Raw genomic sequence first — 23137 nt, forward strand, 5'->3', positions numbered from 1 at the left:
TCACCCCCGTCGGGCATCGCCCGTCTTCCGTGGGTGACGCCGGCGGTTGTCATAATCCTCTACTCAGGCGCATTCCTCTGCTAAAGATGCGCCGGTCGAGGCGACTCTCAACGGCCCGGACGCGCCTTCTGATGGCGCAGGTCAGCTCCTTCGGGGCTTGTGGTCCTTTCGGGGACTTGCGGCGCGAGATCACCCGACCTATCTCCCCGCGGGGGCCGCGGGACGGATAGCGATTGCGGCGCACTTCATCGCGAGGAAGGGATGTCAGACACCAGCCAGCTGATCCTCGTCATCTCCACGTTTCTGTTCGTCATCGCGCTCATCGCCTTGGCGGCGTGGGGCTTCAAGGCGTTTTTCTCCAGCAATACCAGCGGTCCGGGGTTCTTCCGGTCGCGGGAGCGCCGGCTGAACGTGGTGGAAAGCGCCACGGTCGATGCCAAGCGCAAGCTCTATCTGATCCGCCGGGACGACAAGGAGCACCTCGTGATGATCGGCGGGCCCGTCGACATGGTGATCGAGACGGGCATCGAGGCGCGGCAGCCGCTGGAGCATCCGCTGGAAGACGTGGTGATCGACCACGGCGAACGCCCGCAATCGGATCCCGAGCTCAGCTAGACCGAGCTTTGGGCTAAGCGCCCTTCCCCATTTCATTCTCCCATTTTCGCCGATTCGCACCTGCGGCGGCCGGTGGCGCTCGCCTCGATGCGCCTGCGCGACACACGCGTGGCGGGAAAATTTCGCTGCGGCCTTAAGTCCTTCATTTCACTAAACGTTTGACTGGTGCCGAAAAGCCACGTCGGTTTTTCTTGTGGAAAGTGGCGAAATCAGGTAGAAGGGAAATGGTCTTACGGTCGCCATGCGTAGCTTGTTGGCAGGCGGAAGAACTTGTCGCCGGTACTTTCGACCGCTTCGCTGTAAGATCGCCGGCAGTTCCCTGCTAATGGTCCGACATCGGTTGGTTCAGCCAACCCTGTCAGTCCCCCAAAACCTCTCCACGCCCCGCTCCCCAGCGGGGCGTTTTTTTATGCGTTTTGGACGCCCGCTCGCGCGGGCCTCGGCCCCGCTCCCCAGCGGTTTCTGAACCTAGCAGCGTTACTTTCCCCTGCTTTGCGCAAGTTCCGGGTCGCCTTCGGAAAATCCAACTCATACGAGTACGGCCGGGCACACTAAGGGGGCGTCATGAGCGAGGCATCGCAGCCGGCGGCGGCATCCAACACCAATCTCTCGATGGGAACCGTCGAATGGGCGATGCTGCTCTTGCTGTCTGTCCTATGGGGCGGGTCTTTCTTCTTCGTTGGCGTGGCCGTGCGGGATCTTCCCACACTGACGATCGTCGTGTTGCGCGTCGGACTGGCGGCATTCGTCCTTTGGGGCGTCGTGGCCCTGCTCCAGCGCCCCCTGCCGCGCGATCCTCATGCGTGGATTGCATTTTTGGGCATGGGCATCCTCAACAATGTCATTCCGTTCGGCCTAATCGTCTGGGGCCAACAGACCATCACCTCGGGTCTCGCCTCGATCCTCAACGCAACGACGCCCCTCTTTACCGTCGCCGTGGCCGGACTCCTGCTCTCCGATGAGCGGATCAACGGCAGAAAGCTCGCAGGCATTGCGGTCGGGTTCGCAGGCGTTGTGGTCATGATTGGCCCCGGCGCTCTGTCCGGGTTAGGCACCAATGTTCTGGCCCAGCTTGCCTGTCTCGGCAGTGCCGTGTCCTATGCCTTCGCTGGCGTGTTCGGCAGGCGCTTCAAACGGCTCGCTGTTGACCCGATCGTCGTGGCAGCGGGCCAGGTGACCGCCTCCAGCCTCGTTCTCGCGCCGCTTGCCCTCATCGTCGACCGGCCCTGGATCCTCCAGATGCCGCAGATCACAACCTGGGCGGCGATCGCCGGTCTCGCCATCCTCTCGACGGCTCTCGCCTACATCCTCTACTTCCAGATTCTTCAGCGTGCCGGGGCCACCAACCTCTTGCTCGTGACCTTCCTCATCCCCGTTTCCGCAATAACACTCGGGATGCTCGTTCTGGGGGAGCACCTGGATAGCGCACAGATCGCAGGCATGGGGCTTATCGGGCTGGGCCTACTAGCGATCGACGGAAAAGCGCTGAATCTCTGGAAGTATGGAGGCGCCAGAGCGTCGGGCCGATAGGACAGGCATGGCTCGTGCTTAGTTGACCACAGGCCGCGCATTTCGAAATGTTGTCCGGCCATGGTGAGAGCGCAAACAATCCGATTCGTTTCAGTCCTCTGGGGGCTCCTCTTCACCCTGCCCGCAATGGCGGCCGACTCCAGCGGAACGCTGCCGGAAGGCTTTGTCTATTTGCGCGACGTGGCGCCTTCGATCCGCCAGGAGATGCGCTACGCGGGCCCGAAGAACTTCACGGGCAAGCCGGTGCCCGGCTACGAGGCCAGCGAGTGCATTCTGGCGCGGCCGGTGGCCGAAGCGCTGAAAGCCGTGCAAGCAGACCTCGAAGCCGATGGTCTGTCTCTCAAGGTCTACGATTGCTACCGGCCGACCCGCGCGGTCGATGCCTTCGTCGGCTGGGCGAAGGCGCCGGACGACCCACAGGCCAAGCGGGCCTATTATCCCAACCTAACGAAGGGCGCGCTCTTTCCAAACTATATCGCCACTCGGTCGGGTCACTCGCGGGGCGCAACGGTTGATGTGACGCTCGTTCCGCGCGATGCGCCGGAGGGAGCGATCGACACGTCGCAACGGGTCGCCTGCACCCAGGCCGATCCAGGTGACGACAGCCTGGATATGGGGACGAGCTTCGACTGCTTCGATACGAAGGCCAACACGGCGGCACCAGGTCTGACGGCGGACGAGCGGCGGAATCGTCAGCGGCTTGTCGACGTCATGGCGGCGCCCGGCTTCAAGAACTACCCGAAGGAGTTCTGGCACTACACGTTCAAGCCCGAGCCCTACCCTTCTACCTATTTCGACTTTCCTATTCTCCCGCGCCGGACCGGCGGCGGATCGGAATGAGCGCTTCGTCCGGCGCGGTCATCGAGACCGACATCCCCGCCCGGCTGGAAAAACTCGCCTGGGGCCTATTTCACACCAAGGTGGTGTTGGCGCTCGGCATCACCTGGGTGCTGGACGGGCTTGAGGTGACGCTGGCGGGCGCCGTCGCTGGTGCGCTCAAAGAAAGCCCGGTCCTTAACATGGGCAATGCGGAGGTCGGGCTCGCCAACAGCGCCTATCTCGCCGGCGCCGTTCTCGGCGCTGTCTTCTTCGGCTGGCTGACGGACCGGCTCGGCCGGAAGCGGCTCTTCACCATCACGCTTGGCGTCTATCTGGTGGCCACGGCCGCGACGGCGTTCGCTTGGGATGCGTGGAGCTTCGCGCTTTTCCGGTTCCTCACGGGCGCAGGCATCGGCGGGGAATACACCGCCATCAATTCCGCCATCCAGGAGTTGATCCCGGCGCGCTATCGCGGCTGGACCGATCTCGTCATCAACGGAAGCTTCTGGATCGGCGCGGCCATGGGCGCGGCGGGCTCCATCGTTCTGCTGGAGCCGGGCTTTCTGCCGCCGGATATGGGCTGGCGTGCGGCCTTTTTCATTGGGGCGGCGCTGGGGCTGGTGATCCTCATCCTGCGGCTCTGGATTCCCGAATCGCCTCGCTGGCTGATCACCCATGGGAGACCGGAGGAAGCCGCGGAGGTGATCGACGAAATTGAAGGCCAGACGCGCGTCCATCACGCCCATCACGAGATCGAGGTGCCGGCCAGTGTCCGGCTCACCCCGCGCACCCACACGCCGCTGCTGGAAGTCTGGCGCAGCCTCTATCGCGATCAGCGCCAGCGCACCCTGGTGGGGTTGAGCCTGATGACGGCCCAAGCCTTCTTCTACAACGCGATCTTCTTCACTTACGCGCTGATCCTCACGGATTTCTACGGGATCGCGGCGGGAAGCGTCGGCTGGTACCTGCTGCCCTTCGCGGCGGGGAATTTCTTCGGCCCCGTCATCCTCGGCCGGTTCTTCGACACGATCGGGCGCCGGCCGATGATCGCGCTCACCTACGGGCTCTCCGGGGTGCTGCTGGCCATCACCGGCGCGCTGTTTGCCGCCGACATGCTGTCGGCCACGGAGCAGACCATCGCCTGGTCGGTGATCTTCTTCTTCGCATCCGCCGCGGCGAGCTCCGCCTATCTCACGGTGTCGGAGACATTCCCGCTGGAGATCCGGGCGCTCGCGATTGCGTTCTTCTATGCGGTGGGGACGGGCATCGGCGGCGTGTTCGCGCCGACACTCTTCGGTCTGCTGATCGATACGGGCTCGCGGGTCAGCGTCTTCTGGGGCTACCTGCTGGGCGCCGCCCTGATGATCACGGTGGTTTTCGTGATCCTGCGCTGGGGCGTGGCGGCGGAACGCCGGTCGCTCGAAACCGTCGCGAAGCCGCTGTCCCAAACAGACTAGAAGCGCTTAAGCGGCCCTACTCGTCCCGGTAGACGCGTTCGCGCCTTTCGTGCCTCTCCTGAGCCTCGACGCTCAATGTCGCGATCGGGCGGGCATCCAGGCGCTTCAGGCTGATCGGCTCGCCGGTTTCCTCGCAATAGCCGTAGGTGCCGTCCTCGATCCGCTCCAGGGCGGCATCGATCTTGGCTATCAGCTTACGCTGGCGGTCGCGGGCGCGCAGCTCGAACGCTCGCTCGCTCTCCGAGCTAGCACGATCGGCGATATCGGCGTGCTGCTCCGATTCGTTCTGAAGATGCTCCAGCGTCTCCTTGGTGGAGCGCAGGATCTCCTCACGCCAGTCTTCCAGCTTGTCCCTGAAGTAAGCGCGCTGGCGCTCATTCATAAAAGGCTCGTCCTCGGTGGGACGATAATCCTTGGGGAGCTTCTTCTCGGGCCGCATGACAGCCTCTTTTTCCTGAACCAGTTCACCGACTTGGGTGAGTCGAGCTCAACCCCTCTGCCAGCTCCGTTGCCGGTTCCCCCCGCTGGCCGCCCCCCGTATTGCGGAAGCGATGGCCCAAGTCAAGCGAGGAGAACGCTTGACAGCATAGGTTGTGTTCCCGGGCTGAAGGCGGAGCTGTTTCGGTGGAGCGTGCTAGGGCTTATATGCTCGTTGGGCAATCGTGACGCGCGTGCCTTGTGCGTTCCCCATGTGAAGGAAGTCGAAGCTCCCGCCTTATGGTCAATCTGATTCAGGACACCACGGATATCTTCCGGAATGTCGGCCACTATGCCGGCGATCTGGTCAGCCCAACCTTGCGGCTGGGGGTTACCGGGCTGGCCCGCTCCGGCAAGACGGTCTTCATCACCGCGCTGGTGCACAACCTGATCGCTGGCGGACGCCTGCCCTTCTTCGATGCGGCAGCGGAAGGCCGGGTCTCCCGGGTGTTTCTGGAGCCTCAGCCCGACGACACGGTGCCCCGCTTTGATTTCGAGGCCCATATGGCGGATCTGACGGGCGATCCGCCGACCTGGCCGGAAAGCACGCGCCGGATCAGCCAGCTTCGCCTGGCCATCGAATATCAACCCCAAGGTTTCTGGAAGCGGCAGCTCGGCTACGACCGGCTGCATGTCGACATCGTCGATTATCCCGGCGAGTGGCTGCTCGACCTTCCTCTGCTGTCGCTGGATTTCGCCGAATGGTCGGCGCAAGCGCTGCAGCAGAGCGTCGAGGCGGGCCGCGAGACGATCTCCGGGCCCTGGCGCCAAGCGCTCACCGAGATCGATCCCGCGGCGCCCGCCGACGAAGGGCTGGCCGTCAAGCTATCGGATCTCTTCAAGACCTATCTGGCGAATGCGCGTGCCGATCAGTATTCGCTCTCCACCCTGCCGCCGGGCCGCTTCCTCATGCCCGGCGATCTGGAAGGCTCACCGGCGCTCACCTTCGCGCCGCTCGACGCCAAGGGGGAGAGCAAGTTCCCCAAGGGCTCGCTCTGGGCGATGATGGAGCGGCGCTACGAGGCCTATAAGGCCCATGTGGTGCGCCCGTTCTTCCGGGATCACTTCTCCCGGCTAGACCGGCAGATCGTGCTGGTGGACGTGCTGGCGGCGCTCAATGGCGGGCCGGAAGCGGTGGCCGACCTGGAACGGGCCATGACCGATATCCTCGATTGCTTCCGGACAGGTTCGAACTCGTTCCTCTCCAATCTCTTCTTCCCGCGCATCGACCGGCTCGTCTTCGCCGCGACCAAGGCGGACCATCTGCACCATTCGAGCCATGACCGGCTTCAGGCGATCCTGAAGGCGCTGACGGAACAGGCCATGGAGCGGGCCGAGTTTGGCGGGGCAGATGTGAAGGCACTCGCCATGGCAGCAATCCGCGCCACCCGGGAAGGCGAAGCTCGACGCGCCGGGGAGACGCTTCCCTGCATCATCGGCAATCCTCTCCAGGGCGAAGCCATCGGCCGACAGAAATTCGGCGGCAACGACGAATTCGCAATCTTTCCCGGCGACCTGCCGGAGGACCCTGCCCTGGCGCTGCGGGGCGACGGCATGCAGGCGGAGGATGTCCGCTTCGTCCGCTTCCGGCCGCCGGATCCCGTGCCGCTTCCGGGCGGCGGTTTCGCGCCCTTCCCCAATATCCGGCTCGACCGGGCGATTCAGAGTCTGATCGGAGACCATCTGGAATGAGTTCCCCCAGAAAACCCGCCTCCTTCCGGGTCGACGAGGTGGAGATCGACGTGCCGCCTCCGCCGCCGCCCGTGCTGGAGGAGCCGCTGGCAAACCCGCCGGCGACGGTCAAGAACCTGCCGAAGATGAAGCGCGGCTTCGCCTGGGGCAGCATCCTGATCGGCGCCGTGGGCGGACTGATCTCGATCTGGGCGGCCATCTGGTTCGACGCCATGGTGCGCGACCTGCTGGCCCGGGACGACTGGATCGGCTGGGCCGCCATCGGACTGATGGTCGTGGCGCTGCTGGCGCTCGCCATGATCGTGCTGAAGGAGGCGATCGGGCTCATGCGGCTCGGACGGCTCGGGAAGATCCGCCACGAGGCGGAGAGCGCCATCCGGCAGCAGGACAAGCCGCTTGCGCTTGACGTCACCCATCGGCTCAAGAGCCTCTATCACGGCCGCAAGGACATGGCCTGGGGCTTAAGCCGCCTGGCGGAGAGCGAACGGGACATCATGGATGCGGACGAGCTCCTGAAGCTCGACGAGCGCACCCTCGTGGCGCCGCTCGACCCGCTGGCCCGGGGCATTGTCGCGGCGTCGGCCAAACGGGTCTCAGTGGTAACGGCGGTGAGCCCGGCGGCGCTGATCGACATGATGTTCGTCGCGGCGGAGAATTTACGGATGCTGCGCAAGCTCGCGACGCTCTACGGCGCACGGCCCGGCACGCTTGCGCTGATGAAGCTCGCCCGCATGGTGATCAGCCATATCGTGCTGACCGGCGGCATTGCACTGGGCGACGACGTGATCCAGCAGCTGGTCGGCCACGGGTTGACGGCGCGGCTTTCCTCGCGTCTCGGCGAGGGCGTGTTCAACGGTGCGCTGACCACAAGGATCGGGATCGCAGCCATCGATGTCTGCCGGCCCCTGCCCTATATCGAAGCGAAGCGGCCGCGCTTCCGGACCCTGGTCGCCGAGGTTGCCGGCATCAACTAAACCAAGTCCGGGATCACTGGACCGCGCTGCACCCGTCTACCGGCACCTTGTGGGAGCGGCCGTCCTTATAGGTCAGCGTGAGAGTCAGGTTGCCCTCGCAGCTCGTGCCTTCGAAGGAGACGCGGAAGCCGCTTTCGGGCCTCCGCGAAAGGCGGGTGATCATCTCTCCGTCAGGGGGCTTGAACTGATAGCCCACGGCGGTGAGCCGCAGTCGCATATCCATGGAGGGCTCGAGCCATAGCTCGTAGCGCGTGTTGCCCGCAGCCAGGTTGGACGCCCGGCCCTGGAGCCACTTCCGGACCGTATCCGGTTCAGGCAGGCTGAACTCGGGCGTATCTTCCGGCACATCCACCGGCGACATCAGGTCAGGATCCGGCACGATGGCTTCCCAGGGCAGCACCTCGCGCTGGCCGCTGGCGCCCGACGCCGGCGGAGGCGCAGGCTGGGCGGCCGGTGCCGGCCCGCCGGAGGGGCCTGCGTCGGTGCTGGGCTCGTCTTCCTTCTTGTCTTCTTCTTCAGCTTCCTCGCGATTGAGATCGCTCAAGGCATCGCCGACATCGAGATCGATGGGCCCGTCGAGCACGGCTTCGCCGTCGGCCTCGGTATCGCTGCCCGGCGCGCCTTCCGGTCCCTGCCAGCCGACGGGTCCGCTGGACGGGGCTTCCGGCTTGGCTTCGGCAGCTTCCGAATCATCGTTCGCCGGTTGAGCCACGCCCTTCTCGTCATCGGCAGGCTGGGCGAGCGGCGCGGAGCTCTCGTCTTGCCCGGTCTCTTTCGCCGTCTCAGACTCGTATGAGGACGACGACGTAGGCTCGTCCTCAGGCGGCGCGGGCGTGGCGATAGGCGGGGGCGTGGTGCGCGTGCGGGATCTCCGGTCGCTGGACTCGTTTTCAGCCCCGACGTCTCCCGGCTCCTCCCCGCCCAGGTGGATCGTGAAGAGACCCGGAATCCCTACGCTGCCCGCCGTCAGGACGAGCACGATCTGCGAGGCGAAAATGCCGGCCGCGAGGGCAAGCGCAACGATGCCCGCAGTGCGCCGACTGCTCAAAAACTCAGGCCTCATATGAAACACCACATCTGTCCAGCGCCACTCCGGGGCGCGGGTCCGCCTACCATAGCAATCCGATGACAGGGCAGAAAAGCATGGTCCCTTTGTCGCATTAGGGGCGGCGCGGCACTGGCGCGCAACCGCGGCCCCTTCGAAACCTCATCCCACCCCGATATGGGCGCAAGTCGCTGAATTCGTAGGGTTCCCGGAGACGAAGAAACATTGAAATTCATGGCGAATCCGGCCGGACCGGTGGATATCGGGGAAAACCTGCACGGCATGCGTGCACGTGGAAAACGGAAAGCTATCATGAATCCTGTGAGCGGCCCCGCTGCCACTGAGGCGGCGGCGGAACGGTCCAAGAAAGCAAGCGGAGAAATCCGGGTGTTTTCGAGGAGCGTCCCAAAGTTCTCTCGGTGTTATCGGGAATGCTCATATGGCAAGGCAAGCCGAGGTCGTCCACTGCCAGGGACGACCAAAGGCGAAGCTGCCGACCTTCGTGGGGTGCCACGGTCTGTCGGGTCTGCCGAAATGCCGTTTGAGGCTGAGCCGGCGGGGCGTCCGACGAAGAAGGCGGCATCGTCCTCCCGGGTCTGGGATGGCAATTCCGGATCCGCGTCGTGGCAGCGCGACGCAAAACAAGTGGCTGCAGCCGGGTCGCACTGGCCCGCGCGCGGGGAAACCTGCGCAAAAGCCGGTGCGGCGTGAGATCGAAAGATCTCGCGGCGCCGACCGATCGTCCCGAACGGGCGAGTGGCTCGACATCGCAAAGGAGGCGGAGCTGGCCAGCTCCGCCTCTCTTGCGTTTGGGCGGGCATTCCGTTTCGGGCGGGTCATTCCGGGCAAAGTTCGCCTCCTCTTCCCGCTTGCATCTCTGCCGTCTACATCGCTGCTACTTGCATCACTGTCCCTTAGCGCGCGTTGCCTAATCGGCTACAGTGCGGCCCGCGTGTTTGGATTTGGAGTGGAGAATCGTCTTGCGTCACGCAGCTCCGGCATTCGTGTTCGGTGTGCTTATTGCCTGTTCGGGGCTTTCAGGCTGCGGAACCTCCAGCACGGAGAAGGCTGCCTGGAACATGAACGAGGCCGACCCGCTATCCCGCCCAGTGCAGGTCGCCTGGACATCGGCCCGGGCCAGCCGCTGCGGCTTTATCTTCCAGCCTGCGCAGCTGCGGGCGAACTATCTCAATCAGATGCAGCGTCTCGGCACGCCGGCTTCGGAGATGAGCCGGATCACGGAGGCGTACGACTACACCTACGAATCTGTGACGAAGACGGTGGAGGGGCAGTCGGGCTACTGCACCAAGTCGAAGACCGATGCGATCCGCAAAGACCTGAACCAATATCTCGCCGGGAATTTCGCCCACCGGGCGAGCCCTGCGGATTAATCCTCCGCTGAGCTGTCCGTCTCCGCGCCGTCTTCTTCGGCCGGTGCCGCTTCAGAGTCGCCCTCTTCCGAGGCGCCCTCAGGCTCAGCGGGGAGTTCATCGGCCGGCTGGAGCCGCTGATCGTCCCGCGGCTCGTTGCGGATCTTCTCCGCGATGCGGAGTAGATCTTCCTCGCCGGCTTCCGCCGCCAGCAGATAGGCGATGCCACCCTCAGACCATTTCACGGCACCGACCGGCCCCTCTTTTAGGAAGTCCGGCGGGGCGTCCTCGCCGCCCGGCGTGGCGTAGAGCGCCAGCGGACTGCCCGATTCCGGCAGATAGAGCATCTGGGCGATAGGCTTGCCCTCGAGCCGCAGCACCTGGGCGCGGATGAAGCGGTAGCCGTCGGGCCGAAGATCCGGACCACGGACGTTCTGGCCGATGGCCTTGGTGAGCTGGAAGGACAGAAGATACGGATTCTTCTGGCTCTCGATGCTGACTTCCAGGCTCTCCCGGCTGACCAGCGCATGGGCCTGGGCCGCTCTCTCCTGCCAAGTCGCGGGTTCCGGCGCCGGTGGTGCGGGCGGCGGCGCTGGCGGGGCAAGCGCCATGTCCGCCGTCAGCGTGGCCGGCGTGTTGTAGGCGCCGAGACTGGGCGATTTCGCCTTCACGGTCTCCATGGGCGCTTCGACGCCAGCTCTCATCGTGGCGGGGGTCTCGAACGGACCGGCGGGCTCTGGTGCGGGCGTCTCAGGGGTTGAGGTATTGGGCGCCGTCGTCTCTACGGCAGTCTCAACCCCGCGCGGGGCGAGCATGACCCCCAGCCCTATCCCGGCGAGGCCCGCCGCGATTCCGCACAACACCAGCATGCGCGCCGGCCAGCCTTTGGGCTCCGGCTCCGTCTCAATAAGCCGCTCGGCGGGATTGCTGCGGAAGCTTTCCTTCGGCACCAGGGTGCGCAGCTCGCCGGCCAGGATGGATTCGAAGGCGAATTCCAGCCGGCCATGGGCTTCCTGCAGCGCCTCGGCCCGGCGCGCCACCACATCGTCCTGCTTCAGAACCTTCTCGATGGCGCGGTTCTGATCCTTGGCAAGCTGGCCGTCCACATAGGCCACCAACAGCTCGTCGGAGAGCTCCGTCATTACGCTGCTCCGGCCTGGTGGTTGTGAAGGGATTCGATCTCGGCTGAAGGCGGCGCCTCGACACCGTGGCCGATCTTGTTGGCGAGCCCTGCGCTGGCGCGGATCAGCCGCGTCTCGATGCTCTCAAGCGCGCAATCGAGGATGACGCTGGCGTCTTCGTAGGAGAAGCCTTCGCCGTAGATCAGCAGCAAGGTAACCCGCTGCTGGGGCGGGAGATTGGCGATGAAGGAGACGGTCATCGGATCGGGCAGCGCGCCGTCGTCCTCCGTGATCAGCGCCTGGAATTCGCGGTCGGGTTGGCTGCCGCGGCGCATAGGATTGGCATGGCCGCGCAGCTCCTTCAGCCAGAGCCGGTAGATCTCTCCGAAGGCCCAGCGGTCCAGCGGCGTGCCGCGCTGATAGGTATGAGCGTGATCCAGCATGTCGCGCAAACTGCGGCCGAGCAGCGCGGTGCCCTCGCCCTGCTCACCGATGAGCACCTCGGCGAAGCGTTTCAGCCGAGGCAAAATGGTGATCAAACCGTCCCTTACGGTTTCGTCGCCATACTCTGCCACCCGTCACTCCCCGCTTGGCGGCGCGTCCCCGAGCCTTCCGGCCGCCTTGTTCTAGCGAATCGGAGGATACCATAAGGAACCGGGGAAGCTCCCCGACTAACTGTTCAGGCTGTTGGCAAAATTGGGTAAAACCTAGAGTGCAGCCCGAATCAGAAGAGCGCCAGAACCGCCGACATGCCGGAGCCGAAACGCAAGATCGAGACCGACGCGGAGACCGATTTTACGTCTTCGGCGGACGAGGATTCGCTCGACAATGACTTCGCCGCCGCCGAGCGCGCAGAGGCTGCGCAGACAAACAAATCCGGAAGCAAAGAGTCCACCGCCGGTCTCGTGAAGCGCACCCGCGAGGCTCTGGCCCGGGAGGCCGAGGTCGAGCGCGAGACGGACCACACTCCACTGGGCGAGCAGCTCAGAGCCTTCTCCGGCCAGGCCGGCGCCCACGCGAAGGATGCCGGCAAAGCAGGCGCGGCTCGGGCGGAAGGTCTGCTCTCCCGTGCCTTCTCGAGCCTAAAGGATGCGCTGTCGCCGGCGAGCATCGGAGATGCCGCGCAAGCCTCGATCCTGTGGTGGCACTGGCTGTTGTTCGACCGGGATTTCGACAAGCTGCTGTTCCGAAAGACATCGAAGCCCGCCAAGCTCAAGACGCTCACGGTGCATGGAAGGCGTACCGAGGGGCGCGACTATCGCCCTACCCCGGCGCTCGTCTTCGAATGGGCGATGAGCGCGCTCCGGGACGATCTCAGCCATTACCGGTTCGTCGATTACGGTGCGGGCCGCGGCCGGGTGTTGATGATGGCGGCGCAATATCCGTTCAAGTCGATCCGGGGGATGGAATTCGCCGAGGAGCTGTTCGAGGATGCGCGGCTCAACATCGCGCAATTCCCGCGGCCTCGCATGCGCTGCAGGGACGTCGCCTGCGAGCTTGTGGATGCGACGGCCATCGCGCCGGCCGACGGCACGGTGGTGCACTATTTCTTCGCGCCGTTCTCGCGCAAAGCCTTCGCGGAAATCCTGAACGGGATCGCCGCCTCTCTGCGGGAAAGTCCCCGCCCGGCCTATCTGGTGCTGGTGGATTCCCGGGACGGCGATCTGGTGCGCCAGACCGGGCTCTTTGTGCGCGCCAAGATGAAGCTCGGCGCGCGGCTGGAGAGCTTTGTCTTCAGCCCTTACAGGATTGAGGTCTACCGGGCGAAGGACGGCTAGGCCCGCGAGATCCCCGCGGGCCTCTGCCAGCGCTACTTCACGCCGAGCTTCTTCTGGAGGCTCGTGGAAGAGGTCGTGTACTGGAAGGTCAGCTTCTTGTCCGGATAGACATACTCATGAGCCTTCTGGGCCATGAGCGCCGCCTCGTGGAAGCCCGACAAGATGAGCTTCAGCTTGCCTGCATAGGTATTGATGTCGCCGATGGCGAAGATGCGCGGCTCGCTGGTCTCGAACTTCTCGGTGTCGACCGGGATCAGGTTCTCTTCCAGGTTCAGGCCCCAATCGGCAACGGGACCAAGCTTCATGGTCAGCCCGAAGAAGGGCAGCATGGCGTTGGCCTCCTGCTCGAAGGTTTTGCCGTCGGGCGCCTTCACGGTGACGCCGGTCAGCTGACCGTCATCGCCGTGCAGCTCGGTGACCTGACCGAGCTCGAACTTGATGTCGCCGTTCTCGACCAGCTTGAACATCTTGTTCACGGAGTCGGGCGCTGCGCGGAACTGATCGCGGCGATGCACCAGGGTCAGAGACTTGGCGACGGGCTGCAGATTGAGGCTCCAGTCGAGAGCGGAATCACCGCCACCGACGATGAGCACGTCCTTGTCGCGGAAATCCTCGATCTTCTTCACCGAGTAGAAGACGGATTTGCCCTCGTAATTCTCGATACCCGGAAGTGGCGGGCGCTTCGGCGTGAAGGAGCCGCCGCCGGCGGCGATCACGACCACCTTGCACTCGATGACGATGCCGCCATCGGTGGTCAGGCGGAAGCCTTCGTCCAGGCGCTCGAGCTGGTCGACGCGCTCATTGAAATGAAATTCGGCGCCGAAGGGCTCGATCTGCTCCATGAGGCGATCGGTCAGCTCCTGCCCCGTCACGGTCGGCAGGGCCGGAATGTCGTAGATCGGCTTTTCCGGATAGAGCTCGCTGCACTGCCCGCCAGCGCGCGGCAGAATATCGACGACATGGCATTTCAGATCCACGAGGCCGAGCTCGAAAACGGCAAACAGTCCAACGGGGCCAGCGCCCACGATGACGACATCGGTCTTAATAGGTTCTTCCGACATGGTTCCTACTAGAATTGTTTCTCAGGGACCTTGACCACGAGGCCGTCGAGTTCCTCGGTCACGGTAATCTGGCAGCTCAGCCGGCTCTCATCGCGCACATCGAAGGCGAAGTCGAGCATGTCCTCTTCCATGGGTTCCGGCGTGCCGACCGGCTCGCGCCAGGGTTCCTGCACATAGACGTGGCACGTGGCGCACGCGCAGGCTCCACCGCACTCTGCGGCGATCCCTGGAACGGAGTTTTGGACGGCGGCTTCCATTACGGTCTGGCCGAGCTCTGCCTCAACAGTGTGCTCCTGCCCGTTATGCTCAATAAATGTTATCTTCGCCATGCGTTAGGCTGCGTTCACTCGTCTCATCGGTTGAGGGAGATGTGCAGTCGATGTCTCGCCTGCACCACGGTGAAGGGGGGGTATCCCCTTGCGCGATCGTTGCTCTATAAGGCAATTGGCAGTGTGTTGCCAGCCCGCAAGCGCGATTGTCGGCCCACCCGACTAGCGCTCACGTTGCAGAGCTCGAATTTGCTCTTTCGCATCTGCGAGAGCGGCTTCTAGCGTTGCGAGCAACCTCTTTCGCTCTTCAAACGTGCATTCTGCGGGGCTTGTTTCAGCCGCTTCGGCGGCATGTGCGACATCGAATGCGCCGACAGCCTTTGCCGATCCTTTCAAAGAGTGCGCCGCATCCCGCCAGGCTTTCTCCGTCTCCGCCCCGCGCATACGCTCCATATAGACACCGGATTGGTCTGCGAACAGGGTCAGCAGCTCTTTCTCCAGCTCGGCGTCGCCGGCGGTGTAGCGTGCCAGGTGGGCGCGATCTAATGCCGCGGTTTTCCCGGGCTCTGTGGATAACTTTTCGGGCTTTTCGGACGGATCCGGGGCTGCCGACATGCTCTTCGATCCCCTTCCCCTGACCGCGATGCACCGCTGACGGCGGCCAGGCCAGGGTTTGTGAAGCAATTCAGGATGGTTGCCTCATATACTCTCGCAGAGGTTATGAACTTCCCAACCGTATCCCCTTGAGGAAAGCGCGATTGTCCGCCTGCCCCCTATCGCCACCTCGCAGGTGCCCCAAAACGGGACGATTCTGCCGAAATAAGAGCGACTTATCCTCCGTTTAGGATGTTCGGCGATTCACCTTCCCATGGCATTAAATTTTCGGTAACCATGAGGCTTGCGGGGGAATGAGATCGGAAGCTCGGGGCCTATAAGGTCCGATAGAGGCGACTTCCGAGAGACGCCGCGCGTAAGCGGGTCTGTATCGAGTTCAAGCGGCACCAATTCTCTCGTTGAGTATAGTTGTACGAGGAATGCGTGATGGCGCAGGAACGAGCCCGGTCGAAAGACGCCAAGTCGGACGATATCAAAGCGGCCGACATCAAGTCTGACGACGTCGAGAAATCACCTGAAAAGAAGAGTTCGGAAGCCAAAGGCTCCCGGTTTGCCGCGACAGAGCAGCGCCGGCCGGGGGCAGCGGAGGCTTCGTCTTCCGAGACCGGATCGAAGCGGCGCATCTCTCTCACCGAACGGCTGCAGCAGCGCAAGGTCACAGAGGCGCAAGGTAACCAGGCGCAAGGCCCGGCCGCGCCGACGCCCGAGCTGCGCGCGGAGCGGGACCAAGAGCCCGACTCCGAACAGCCGGCCCGCCGCCGGCCGGCCGGTCCGCCGCCGCGCAGGCTCGCAACGCCCGCCAATGACGACCTGCCATCTATCGGCGGTCTGATCTTTTCGCTTCAGCAGAAGCCCTCCAGCACCCCGTTCCTGATCGCAGGCATCGCCAGCGTCGTCTGGTTCGTGATCGGCGGGTTCCTCAGCTATGGGCTGCTGACCTCCGAAAGCCTGTCCACTACGCCGAGCATGCTCGCTGCGGCCATGGCGATCGTCATTCCGATCGCGCTGTTCTGGTTCCTGGCGCTGCTCGTTTGGCGTGCCCAGGAGCTGCGCCTGATGGCCTCGGCCATGACCGAGGTCGCGGTGCGTCTGGCTGAGCCGGACAAGCTGGCCGAGCAATCGGTCGCCTCTTTGGGTCAGGTGATCCGCCGCCAGGTCGCAGCCATGAATGATGGCATTTCGCGTGCCATCGGCCGGGCGAGCGAGTTGGAAGCGCTAGTGCACAATGAAGTGGCCGCGCTTGAGCGCTCCTATGGGGACAACGAGACCCGGGTACGCGGGTTGATCAGCGAGCTCGCCAGCGAGCGCGAAGCCCTGCTCAACAATTCCGATCGTGTGAGTGCCTCCCTCAAAGGCGTGGGCCAGCAGGTCGCAAAAGACATCGCGGCGGCCACCAACGAGATCGACAAGAACCTGGCCGATCGCGGCATGAAGCTGACCGAGCTTCTGGTTGCCCGTTCCAACGAGGCGGCCAAGGAAGTCTACAAGGTTCAGGACGTCATCGCGGCCAACATGCCGGGGCTGCTGCAGGAGCTCGGCAAGGAGCAGGCCGGGCTGACCAAGCTGGTCGAGGATGCGGTGAACAATCTTTCCGCCCTGGAAGGCGCAGTTGGGGCCCGCACCGAGCAGTTCGACCGGGTGATGCAGGAGCGCAGCGCCGGCTTCGCCATGACCCTGGCGGAGCGCATCCAGGGGCTGGAGAACCTGGTGGAGGACGGCACGCGCCGGATCGAGACCACCATGCAGGAGCGCAGCGACCTGCTGGATTCGCGGCTGCAGGAGCGGAGCGATCTTTTGACCTCGCAGCTTCAGGAACGCACCGACGCCCTGGGCTCCCAGATCGACCGCGGGGCGCAGACCCTGGTCAAGACCCTGGAGGACGGCACGGAAGTCTTCGCCGTTTCCGCCGACAACAGCATCTCTGGCCTGGAGACGGCGCTGCGCTCGCGCACCGACGCCTTCACCTCCAGCATCAATCAGGGCGCCGTGGCGCTCGACCGGACGCTGGCGGAGCGCTCCGATTCCGTTTCCAAGACTCTGTACGCCCGGCTGGACGCCATCGACACGGCCTTCGGCGAGCGTGCCGGTCTGGTGGCGCGCGGCATCGACGAGCGGCTGACGGCCATCGACAAGGTTCTGGAGCATCGCAGCATCGCGGTCGCCAAAGGGCTGGACGAGCGGCTGACCCTACTGGACAAGGCTTTCGAGGAGCGCGGCAACGCGGTCAACAAAGGGCTGGACGATCGCCTCGCCCTGATCGGCAAGACCCTGGACGAGCGCGGCGGCAAGGTCACCAAGGATCTCGACGAGCGCCTGGCTCTCCTGGACAAGACCTTCGAAACGCGCGGGGCGGAAGTCGCCAAGACCCTCAGCGAGAACATGAAGGCGATCGACGAGACCTTCGAGCAGCGTACGGCGTTCGCGACCAAGCGCATGGACGAGCGTCTGATCGCCATGGACAAGCAGCTGCAGCAGCGCGCGGGCGAAGTGGTTCAGGGGCTGGACGAGCGCCTCAAGGCCATCGACACCACCATCGAGCAGCGCGGCGGCGCCGTGACTCAGAATCTCGATGCGCGGCTCAAGGCCATCGACACGACGTTCCAGCAGCGGACCGGCGAGGTGGATCAGACGCTCACCAAGCATGTTCAGGGCGCTGAGCAGACCTTCGGCCGCCAGACCGAGCTGCTGCATAAGGTGCTGTCGGAGAATTCCGCCTCACTGCGCGAGACCGCGGCCATCGTCGGCAAGCAGTCCGGCCAGGCGGTCGACGTGCTGACCAAGCAGACGGACTCCCTGAAGGAGGTCTCCTCCGGCCTGCTCGATCAGATCCACAGCCTGACCCAGCGCTTCGAGAACCAGGGCCAGGGCATCCTGACGGCTGCCAAGGCGCTGGAAACCTCGAACACCAAGATCGACTCCATCCTGGAGAGCCGCCATCAGGCGATCATCGGCCTGCTCCACACGGTCAACAACAAGGCCCGGGAGCTGGACGATCAGATGAAGAACTATGTGGGCGTCATCACTAACTCGATGACGGAAGCGGAGGAGCGGGCCAAGCACGCCACGCAGCTTCTGTCCCGCGATACGTCCCATCAGGCGCGCCAGGCGGTGGCCCAGATCGAGAAGCTGCGCACCGACGCCCAGAACCATACGGCGCGGGCGGTGTCCGATCTGAAGAACAGCTTCGCCAAGGTGATCGGCGACCTCGGCCAGCAGATGGAGCAGATGCGCGGCCAGTTCGCCAATACGTCTCAGGGCATGCGCGAGGTGGCGCGGCAGACCGCCGGCGACCTGGAGGCGCTGCGCCACGAGATGCAGACCCGCATGGAGGCCCTGCCGGAGCATACGGCCCAGGCCACCGAAGCGATCCGCAAGGCGCTGGCCAACCAGATCTCCGAGATCGAGGCGATCACCCCGGTGCTGACCAGCGCGGCCACCCAAGGGATCAATCAGGGGATCGGCCAGGGTTCGGGACAGGCGCCCCGCCAGGAGGAGAGCTATCGCCCCGCCCCGGCCAAGGAAACGCCATCACAGCCTTACGGCTCGTCTTCGGATTACGGGTCCTACGACCCGGCGACGCCGCTCAGCGGCGAGACCATCCCGCCAGTGCATCAGTACGATTACTCGCCGGTGCCGGAGTTCGACTCCTACGGACGGCCGACCGGCGGCGGCACCACGGGCGATATCGGCGATGTGGCCGGCAATCTGGCCGAGCAGCTGAGCGGCGCTTCCTCCTACACGGAGCCTTCCGAGCCGTCCTTCGGCGGCGGCAACCGGCAGGCTGGCGGCCGGCAGAACACCAGCGGGTCGCGGCAGGCAAGCGGTGGCGGCCGGGGTCAGCAGACGCCCCCGCCCCGGCAGAATGCTCGTCCCGCCGCTGGGGGTGCGGCGCCCGGCGGTTTGCGGCTCGACGAGATCGCCCGGGCCATCGATCAGCGCACGGCGGCCGATGTCTGGCAGCGCTACCGCTCCGGCCAGGAAGGCGTCCTGAATCGCCGCCTCTATACAAGGGAAGGCCAAGGCACGTTCGACGAGATCAGCCGGCGCTACGCGCGCGATCCGGAGTTCCGCGGCACGGTCGATCGCTATATGAGCGATTTCGAGCGGCTGCTGGGCGAGGCCGAGCAGGCCGATCCGGAAGGGCGGATGCTGGACAATTATCTCGTCTCCGAGACGGGCCGGGTCTATCTGCTTCTCGCCCATGCCAGCGGCCGGCTGCGCTAATCTCGCGCGGTCGTCCGGCTCATGTCCTCTCCTGACTGATGGTTTCTGAGGATGGCGCCATAGGGCGTCCGCCGCGGCTGGCGGTCGTCACCGAACGCTGGCCTATCGCCGGCGGCTTCTCCATCTCCCGCGGCAGCAAGGATTTCGCCGAGGTCGCCGTTGCCACTCTAGGTGACGGCAGTGCCATCGGCCGGGGCGAGTGCGTGCCTTACGCCCGCTATGGGGAGACCATGGAAGGCGTCGTCTCCGACATTCACCGCGCCGGCGCCCAGCTCACCGGGATCGACGACCGGGCACGGCTGCAGGATCTGCTGCCCCCCGGCGCTGCCCGCAATGCGCTCGACTGCGCCCTGTGGGATCTGGAGGCGAAGCGGCGTGGGACGACCGTCCCTGCCCTCGCCGGACGGCCTGCGCTGCAAGCGGTCGAGACGGCTTTCACGATTTCCCTCGACACACCGGAGGCCATGGCCGCGAAGGCGAAGGCGGCATCGGACTATCCGCTCCTAAAGCTGAAGCTCGGCGGGGATGGGGACGAAGCTCGGCTCGCCGCGATCCGCGCCGCGGTGCCGTCCGCCCGGCTTATCGCCGATGCCAACGAGGCGTGGCGTCCGGATCATTTCGAGAGCCTGATGGGGGCCGCGGAAGCAGCGAAGGTCGAGCTGATCGAGCAGCCCTTGCCCGCAGGCGACGACGCGATGCTGAAGGATCTGCCGCGTCCCGTGCCGCTTTGCGCCGACGAATCCGTGCATGACCGCGAGGGGCTCGCCGCGTTGGCCGGGCGCTACGATGCCATCAACATCAAGCTCGACAAGACCGGCGGGCTGACCGAGGCGCTAGAGCTCTTGGAGGCGGCCCGTTCCCACGATCTGAAGATCATGGTTGGCTGCATGGTCGCCACGTCGCTCGCCATGGCGCCGGCCATGCTGGTGGCGCAAGGGGCCAACTGGGTCGATCTCGATGGGCCGCTGCTGCTCGCCGAGGACCGACCGCACAGCCTCGCCTATCGCGACGGGAAGCTTCAGCCGCCGGCGCCGGCGCTATGGGGATGAAATCCCTGATTTCCTTTCGAATCAGCTAGATTCTCAGCCCATGGCTGAGGGACAGGCGAGGCCCGCGACCGGTTCACCCGGTGGCGGAGGCCAAGAAGATTACGCGAAAATCGAGACGGCGCTGCAGAAGACGCCGCGTGGCCGCTGGTTTCTGGCGGAGTATGCGCGGCGGAACCGCAATGCCGACACGGCGCTCGTGCTCACCGCTATGGAGCGGCTGGAGCGCGTGGTGAAAGGCAGCGCGGGCGCAGGCCCGGTGTCGCCACCCGAAACCGCGCAGGCCAAGACGTCTTTGGCCGAGGCCTTTCCCCTCGCCCGGATGAAGCAGGACGCGGAGATCGCCGTCCAGGATATCGCCGCCATGGAGCAGGCGAGCAAGGACGCGGCCACGGACATTCTGCTCGCCACGGAGGCCATCCAGGATTTCTCCTGGGAGATGCGGGACAAGGGCATCGACCGGAAGACCTGCGAGACCATCGAGCGCCACACGGCCGATATCTATGCGGCCTGCTCGTTCCAGGATGTGGTCTATCAGCGGAAGGAGAACGCGCTTCATCTGCTGCGCCTGATGGCCGAGACGCTGGAAGCGGCCCTCGGCGCGGGCCGCCGGTCGGCACGTCAGAGCGCAGCGCCCTCTACAGCGCCCGAGACCTCTTTTGAAGGCGCCCCTCCAGTCGATGTCGCGCCTGCACTGGATGCCAGCGCGCCCGAGCTCGAAATTCCCATTTCGGCCGAGTTCGTCGCCGACGAGACAGGCTCGGTCGGGGGAGCGGAGCATCACGCTCCCGCACCGGCTGAAGCGACGCAGCCAAGCGAACCTGAGACGGCTGCCCCTTCGCGCCCGCAAACGCCGGAAGCGCGTCCGGCGCCTCAACGGCCCGCAGCCAAAGGCACGGGCGGCCCGAGCCCCGTGGACACGGCTCTGAGCCGCCTCGACGACACGCGACTTGCGGTTTTGTTCGGCTAGATTTTCCGCCCTGTCAGGCGCCGAAATCCGAATCGTTTCAATCGTTTGCGATTTTTTCGTTGGCGGGGCTTGCCGGAACCCTTGATTTCCCCGCGCGACCACCCCATTTGCGTGTGGACGCACTATCCCCCAAGCGTCCCCCAATAGACGCATAAGTGCGAGACGGCCCGGTTTCCCCCCAACCGGGCCGTCTTTCTATCTGGCTCCGGTTGCTGGCCCGCCACCGGGCAAGGGCGCGCCTTCGCGGCAGCACATCGTTGGCCGCCAGCACATTCTCCAGGAACTGATCGGCCGAAGCCTCCCAGCTGAATTTCAGCGCATGGTCGCGGGCGTCTTCGCCCTTCAAATCAAGCGCGGCCAGGGTCGCCTGGCGCAGATCTTCGTGCAGCGCGCCGGCTGTCGGATCGGTCACCACATCCTTCGGCCCGCAGACCGGATAGGCCGCGACGGGCACGCCGCTCGCCATGGCTTCCAGCAACACCAGACCGAACGTGTCGGTTAGGCTCGGGAAGACGAAGACGTCGGCCGAGGCATAGATCTCGGCAAGCTCCTCACCGTGCTTCGGCCCGGTGAAGATCGCATCCGGATATCTCTTCTCGAGCTCGGCGGCTTGCGGCCCGCCGCCGGTCAGCACCTTCCTGCCCGGCAGGTCGAGGTTCAGGAACGCCTCGATATTCTTCTCCACCGCGATGCGGCCGACATAGAGGAAGACGGGCTCGTCGCCGAAAAGGCGCACCGGCCTGGGCCGGAAGAGCTCGGTGTCGACGCCGCGGGACCAATACATCAGCCGCTCGAACCCCTCCTCTTCGAGCTGGCTGGCCAAAGACGGCGTGGCGACGAAGGTGCCCGCCGCGCGGCCGTGGAACCAGCGCTCGAACATGTAGCCCAGCTTCAGGGGGATCGGCAGCCGGGCGGAGACATATTCGGGGAAGCGGGTGTGATAGCTGGTGGTGAAGGGCCGCTTGCGGGTGATGCAGTAGCGGCGCGTCATCAACCCCACGGGACCTTCCGTGGCGATATGGATGAAGTCCGGCGCGATCTCCTCGATCGCGCGAGCGATCTTCCGCGGCCGTGTCAGGGCCAGCCTGATCTCCGGATAGGTGGGGCATGGGACGGTGCGGAAATCCTGAGGCGTCAGGAAGTGCAGCACCTCCCCGCGCCGGGCGATCTCCTTCGCCAAGCGCTCATAGGTGCACACCACACCATTGACCTGAGGATACCAGGCATCCGTGGCGACGAGCACCTTCATCAGGCCGCGGCCTCGAGCTCCTTGTCGGGGATCGCTGGGGGTCTTACCCCGGAGATCGCGGGGGTCCATCGAATAATCTCGAACGTCCCCGCCTGGGTTTCGGCAACTGCCGTACAGCTCTCGACCCAGTCTCCGGTGTTGATGTAGGTCACCTCGCCGATCTGGCGCTTCGCGGCATGATGGATATGGCCGCAGATGACCCCTTGTGTCCCACGGCGGGCCGCCTCTTGGACAAGCGCCGCCTCAAACTCACCAATGTAATTCACCGCACGCTTTACTTTGTGCTTCAGATACGCGGACAAAGACCAGTACGGCAGTCCGAACCAACGCCGCATCGTGTTGAAATGGGTGTTGATCCAGAGCGCGAAGTTGTAGGCGCCGTCGCCGAGGAAGGCGATCCACTTGGCGTAGCGGACCACCACGTCGAACTCGTCGCCATGCATCACGAGATAGCGTTTGCCGTCGGCCGCCTCGTGGATCGTATCGCGTTCCACCCGGATGGCGCCGAAGCTCGCACCGCAATAGTCGCGCAGGACCTCGTCGTGATTGCCGGGGATGACGATCAGCTCGGTCCCCTTGCGCGCCCGGCGGAGCAGCTTCTGCAGCACGTCGTTGTGATATTGCGGCCAGTAGACCCCTCGGCGGATCCGCCAGAAGTCGACGATATCGCCGACCAGGTAGATCTTCTCGGCTTCGACGGTCTTCAGGAATTCGAGGAACGCCGCGGCCTGGGAGGCCTTCGTCCCCAAGTGAATATCGGAGATAAACAATGCCCGGTAATGCTTCACTTCAGGGCTGGGCGTGAGTGGTGTAACCGGCATATCC

The 23137-nt window shown here is 64.7% G+C and carries 20 protein-coding genes; 11 read left to right on the plus strand and 9 right to left on the minus strand.

What is annotated here, in order from left to right; translation table 11 throughout:
• Positions 1-261 precede the first annotated feature (261 nt).
• The 4 genes from ACFQ2F_RS11105 to ACFQ2F_RS11120 all read left to right on the plus strand — a co-directional run bounded on the left by ACFQ2F_RS11105 (position 262) and on the right by ACFQ2F_RS11120 (position 4421).
• Positions 262-615 carry a hypothetical protein gene (locus tag ACFQ2F_RS11105; RefSeq protein ID WP_379089828.1) on the plus strand — a complete coding sequence of 118 codons (354 nt, stop codon included), beginning with the start codon at positions 262-264 and terminating at the stop codon, positions 613-615.
• A 564-nt stretch (positions 616-1179) separates the two neighbouring features.
• Positions 1180-2145: a DMT family transporter gene (locus ACFQ2F_RS11110; protein WP_379089830.1), complete on the plus strand. Its 966-nt coding sequence runs from the start codon at positions 1180-1182 to the stop codon at positions 2143-2145.
• A gap of 126 nt (positions 2146-2271) precedes the next feature.
• Entirely contained in the window at positions 2272-2985 is a 714-nt protein-coding gene (locus tag ACFQ2F_RS11115; RefSeq protein ID WP_379089832.1) for a M15 family metallopeptidase, read from the plus strand.
• On the plus strand, positions 2982-4421 hold the full coding sequence (locus ACFQ2F_RS11120) for an MFS transporter (protein ID WP_379089835.1): 1440 nt from the start codon (positions 2982-2984) through the stop codon (positions 4419-4421). Before ACFQ2F_RS11115 ends, ACFQ2F_RS11120 begins: the two co-directional genes overlap by 4 nt.
• A 16-nt stretch (positions 4422-4437) precedes the next feature.
• Here the strand turns inward: ACFQ2F_RS11120 and dksA are convergent, their stop codons facing one another.
• Positions 4438-4860, minus strand: a complete 423-nt coding sequence (gene dksA / locus ACFQ2F_RS11125; RefSeq protein ID WP_069094107.1) for an RNA polymerase-binding protein DksA — start codon at positions 4858-4860, stop codon at positions 4438-4440.
• Between the two features lie 278 nt (positions 4861-5138).
• Between dksA and ACFQ2F_RS11130 the strand changes: the two genes are divergently transcribed.
• Together ACFQ2F_RS11130 and ACFQ2F_RS11135 are read left to right on the plus strand one after the other, a co-directional pair.
• On the plus strand, positions 5139-6590 hold the full coding sequence (locus ACFQ2F_RS11130; RefSeq protein ID WP_379089837.1) for a YcjX family GTP-binding protein: 1452 nt from the start codon (positions 5139-5141) through the stop codon (positions 6588-6590).
• The gene (locus tag ACFQ2F_RS11135; protein ID WP_379089839.1) at positions 6587-7564 is read left to right on the plus strand and encodes a YcjF family protein; all 978 of its coding nucleotides are present in this window, start codon (positions 6587-6589) and stop codon (positions 7562-7564) included. Before ACFQ2F_RS11130 ends, ACFQ2F_RS11135 begins: the two co-directional genes overlap by 4 nt.
• A gap of 13 nt (positions 7565-7577) precedes the next feature.
• Here ACFQ2F_RS11135 and ACFQ2F_RS11140 read toward each other — a convergent pair whose 3' ends face one another.
• Positions 7578-8612, minus strand: coding sequence for a hypothetical protein (locus tag ACFQ2F_RS11140; protein ID WP_379089841.1), 1035 nt, complete (start codon positions 8610-8612; stop codon positions 7578-7580).
• 1076 nt (positions 8613-9688) lie between these two features.
• Between ACFQ2F_RS11140 and ACFQ2F_RS11145 the strand changes: the two genes are divergently transcribed.
• Positions 9689-10000 carry a hypothetical protein gene (locus tag ACFQ2F_RS11145; RefSeq protein WP_379089843.1) on the plus strand — a complete coding sequence of 104 codons (312 nt, stop codon included), beginning with the start codon at positions 9689-9691 and terminating at the stop codon, positions 9998-10000.
• Here the strand turns inward: ACFQ2F_RS11145 and ACFQ2F_RS11150 are convergent.
• A complete protein-coding gene (locus ACFQ2F_RS11150; protein WP_379089845.1) occupies positions 9997-11121 on the minus strand; it encodes an anti-sigma factor family protein in 1125 nt (374 codons plus the stop codon). The two genes, ACFQ2F_RS11145 and ACFQ2F_RS11150, sit on opposite strands and share 4 nt — an antisense overlap.
• Complete coding sequence (locus tag ACFQ2F_RS11155) at positions 11121-11639, minus strand: sigma factor-like helix-turn-helix DNA-binding protein (protein ID WP_379089847.1); 519 nt, start codon at positions 11637-11639, stop codon at positions 11121-11123. The genes ACFQ2F_RS11150 and ACFQ2F_RS11155 overlap by 1 nt, the downstream gene beginning before the upstream one ends.
• A 210-nt stretch (positions 11640-11849) precedes the next feature.
• Between ACFQ2F_RS11155 and ACFQ2F_RS11160 the strand changes: the two genes are divergently transcribed.
• Positions 11850-12878 (plus strand): class I SAM-dependent methyltransferase, encoded by a 1029-nt coding sequence (locus ACFQ2F_RS11160; RefSeq protein WP_379089849.1) that lies wholly within the window; start codon positions 11850-11852, stop codon positions 12876-12878.
• A 32-nt stretch (positions 12879-12910) separates the two neighbouring features.
• On the opposite strand, the gene ACFQ2F_RS11165 is transcribed toward ACFQ2F_RS11160, so the two are convergent.
• The 3 genes from ACFQ2F_RS11165 to ACFQ2F_RS11175 form a co-directional block, all read right to left on the minus strand.
• Positions 12911-13939, minus strand: a complete 1029-nt coding sequence (locus tag ACFQ2F_RS11165) for an NAD(P)/FAD-dependent oxidoreductase (protein WP_379089851.1) — start codon at positions 13937-13939, stop codon at positions 12911-12913.
• An 8-nt stretch (positions 13940-13947) separates the two neighbouring features.
• A complete protein-coding gene (locus ACFQ2F_RS11170; protein WP_379089853.1) occupies positions 13948-14268 on the minus strand; it encodes a 2Fe-2S iron-sulfur cluster-binding protein in 321 nt (106 codons plus the stop codon).
• 162 nt (positions 14269-14430) lie between these two features.
• Positions 14431-14823, minus strand: coding sequence for an Hpt domain-containing protein (locus ACFQ2F_RS11175; RefSeq protein ID WP_379089855.1), 393 nt, complete (start codon positions 14821-14823; stop codon positions 14431-14433).
• Positions 14824-15249: 426 nt separating this feature from the next.
• Here ACFQ2F_RS11175 and ACFQ2F_RS11180 point away from each other — a divergent pair, with 426 nt between their 5' ends.
• Genes ACFQ2F_RS11180 through ACFQ2F_RS11190 form a run of 3 tightly spaced genes read left to right on the plus strand, consistent with a single transcriptional unit; the run spans position 15250 to position 21063 of the window.
• Positions 15250-19047, plus strand: coding sequence for an apolipoprotein A-IV repeat region-like domain-containing protein (locus tag ACFQ2F_RS11180; protein ID WP_379089857.1), 3798 nt, complete (start codon positions 15250-15252; stop codon positions 19045-19047).
• A gap of 38 nt (positions 19048-19085) precedes the next feature.
• Entirely contained in the window at positions 19086-20096 is a 1011-nt protein-coding gene (gene dgcA, locus ACFQ2F_RS11185) for an N-acetyl-D-Glu racemase DgcA (protein ID WP_379089859.1), read from the plus strand.
• 40 nt (positions 20097-20136) lie between these two features.
• Positions 20137-21063, plus strand: a complete 927-nt coding sequence (locus ACFQ2F_RS11190) for a hypothetical protein (RefSeq protein WP_379089861.1) — start codon at positions 20137-20139, stop codon at positions 21061-21063.
• Between the two features lie 37 nt (positions 21064-21100).
• On the opposite strand, the gene ACFQ2F_RS11195 is transcribed toward ACFQ2F_RS11190, so the two are convergent.
• Positions 21101-22312 (minus strand): glycosyltransferase family 4 protein, encoded by a 1212-nt coding sequence (locus ACFQ2F_RS11195; protein ID WP_379089863.1) that lies wholly within the window; start codon positions 22310-22312, stop codon positions 21101-21103.
• Complete coding sequence (locus ACFQ2F_RS11200) at positions 22312-23133, minus strand: UDP-2,3-diacylglucosamine diphosphatase (RefSeq protein WP_379090688.1); 822 nt, start codon at positions 23131-23133, stop codon at positions 22312-22314. The genes ACFQ2F_RS11195 and ACFQ2F_RS11200 overlap by 1 nt, the downstream gene beginning before the upstream one ends.
• Positions 23134-23137 lie beyond the last annotated feature (4 nt).

The sequence above is a fragment of the Methyloligella solikamskensis genome (assembly GCF_042676065.1).
GTDB lineage: Bacteria > Pseudomonadota > Alphaproteobacteria > Rhizobiales > Methyloligellaceae > Methyloligella > Methyloligella solikamskensis.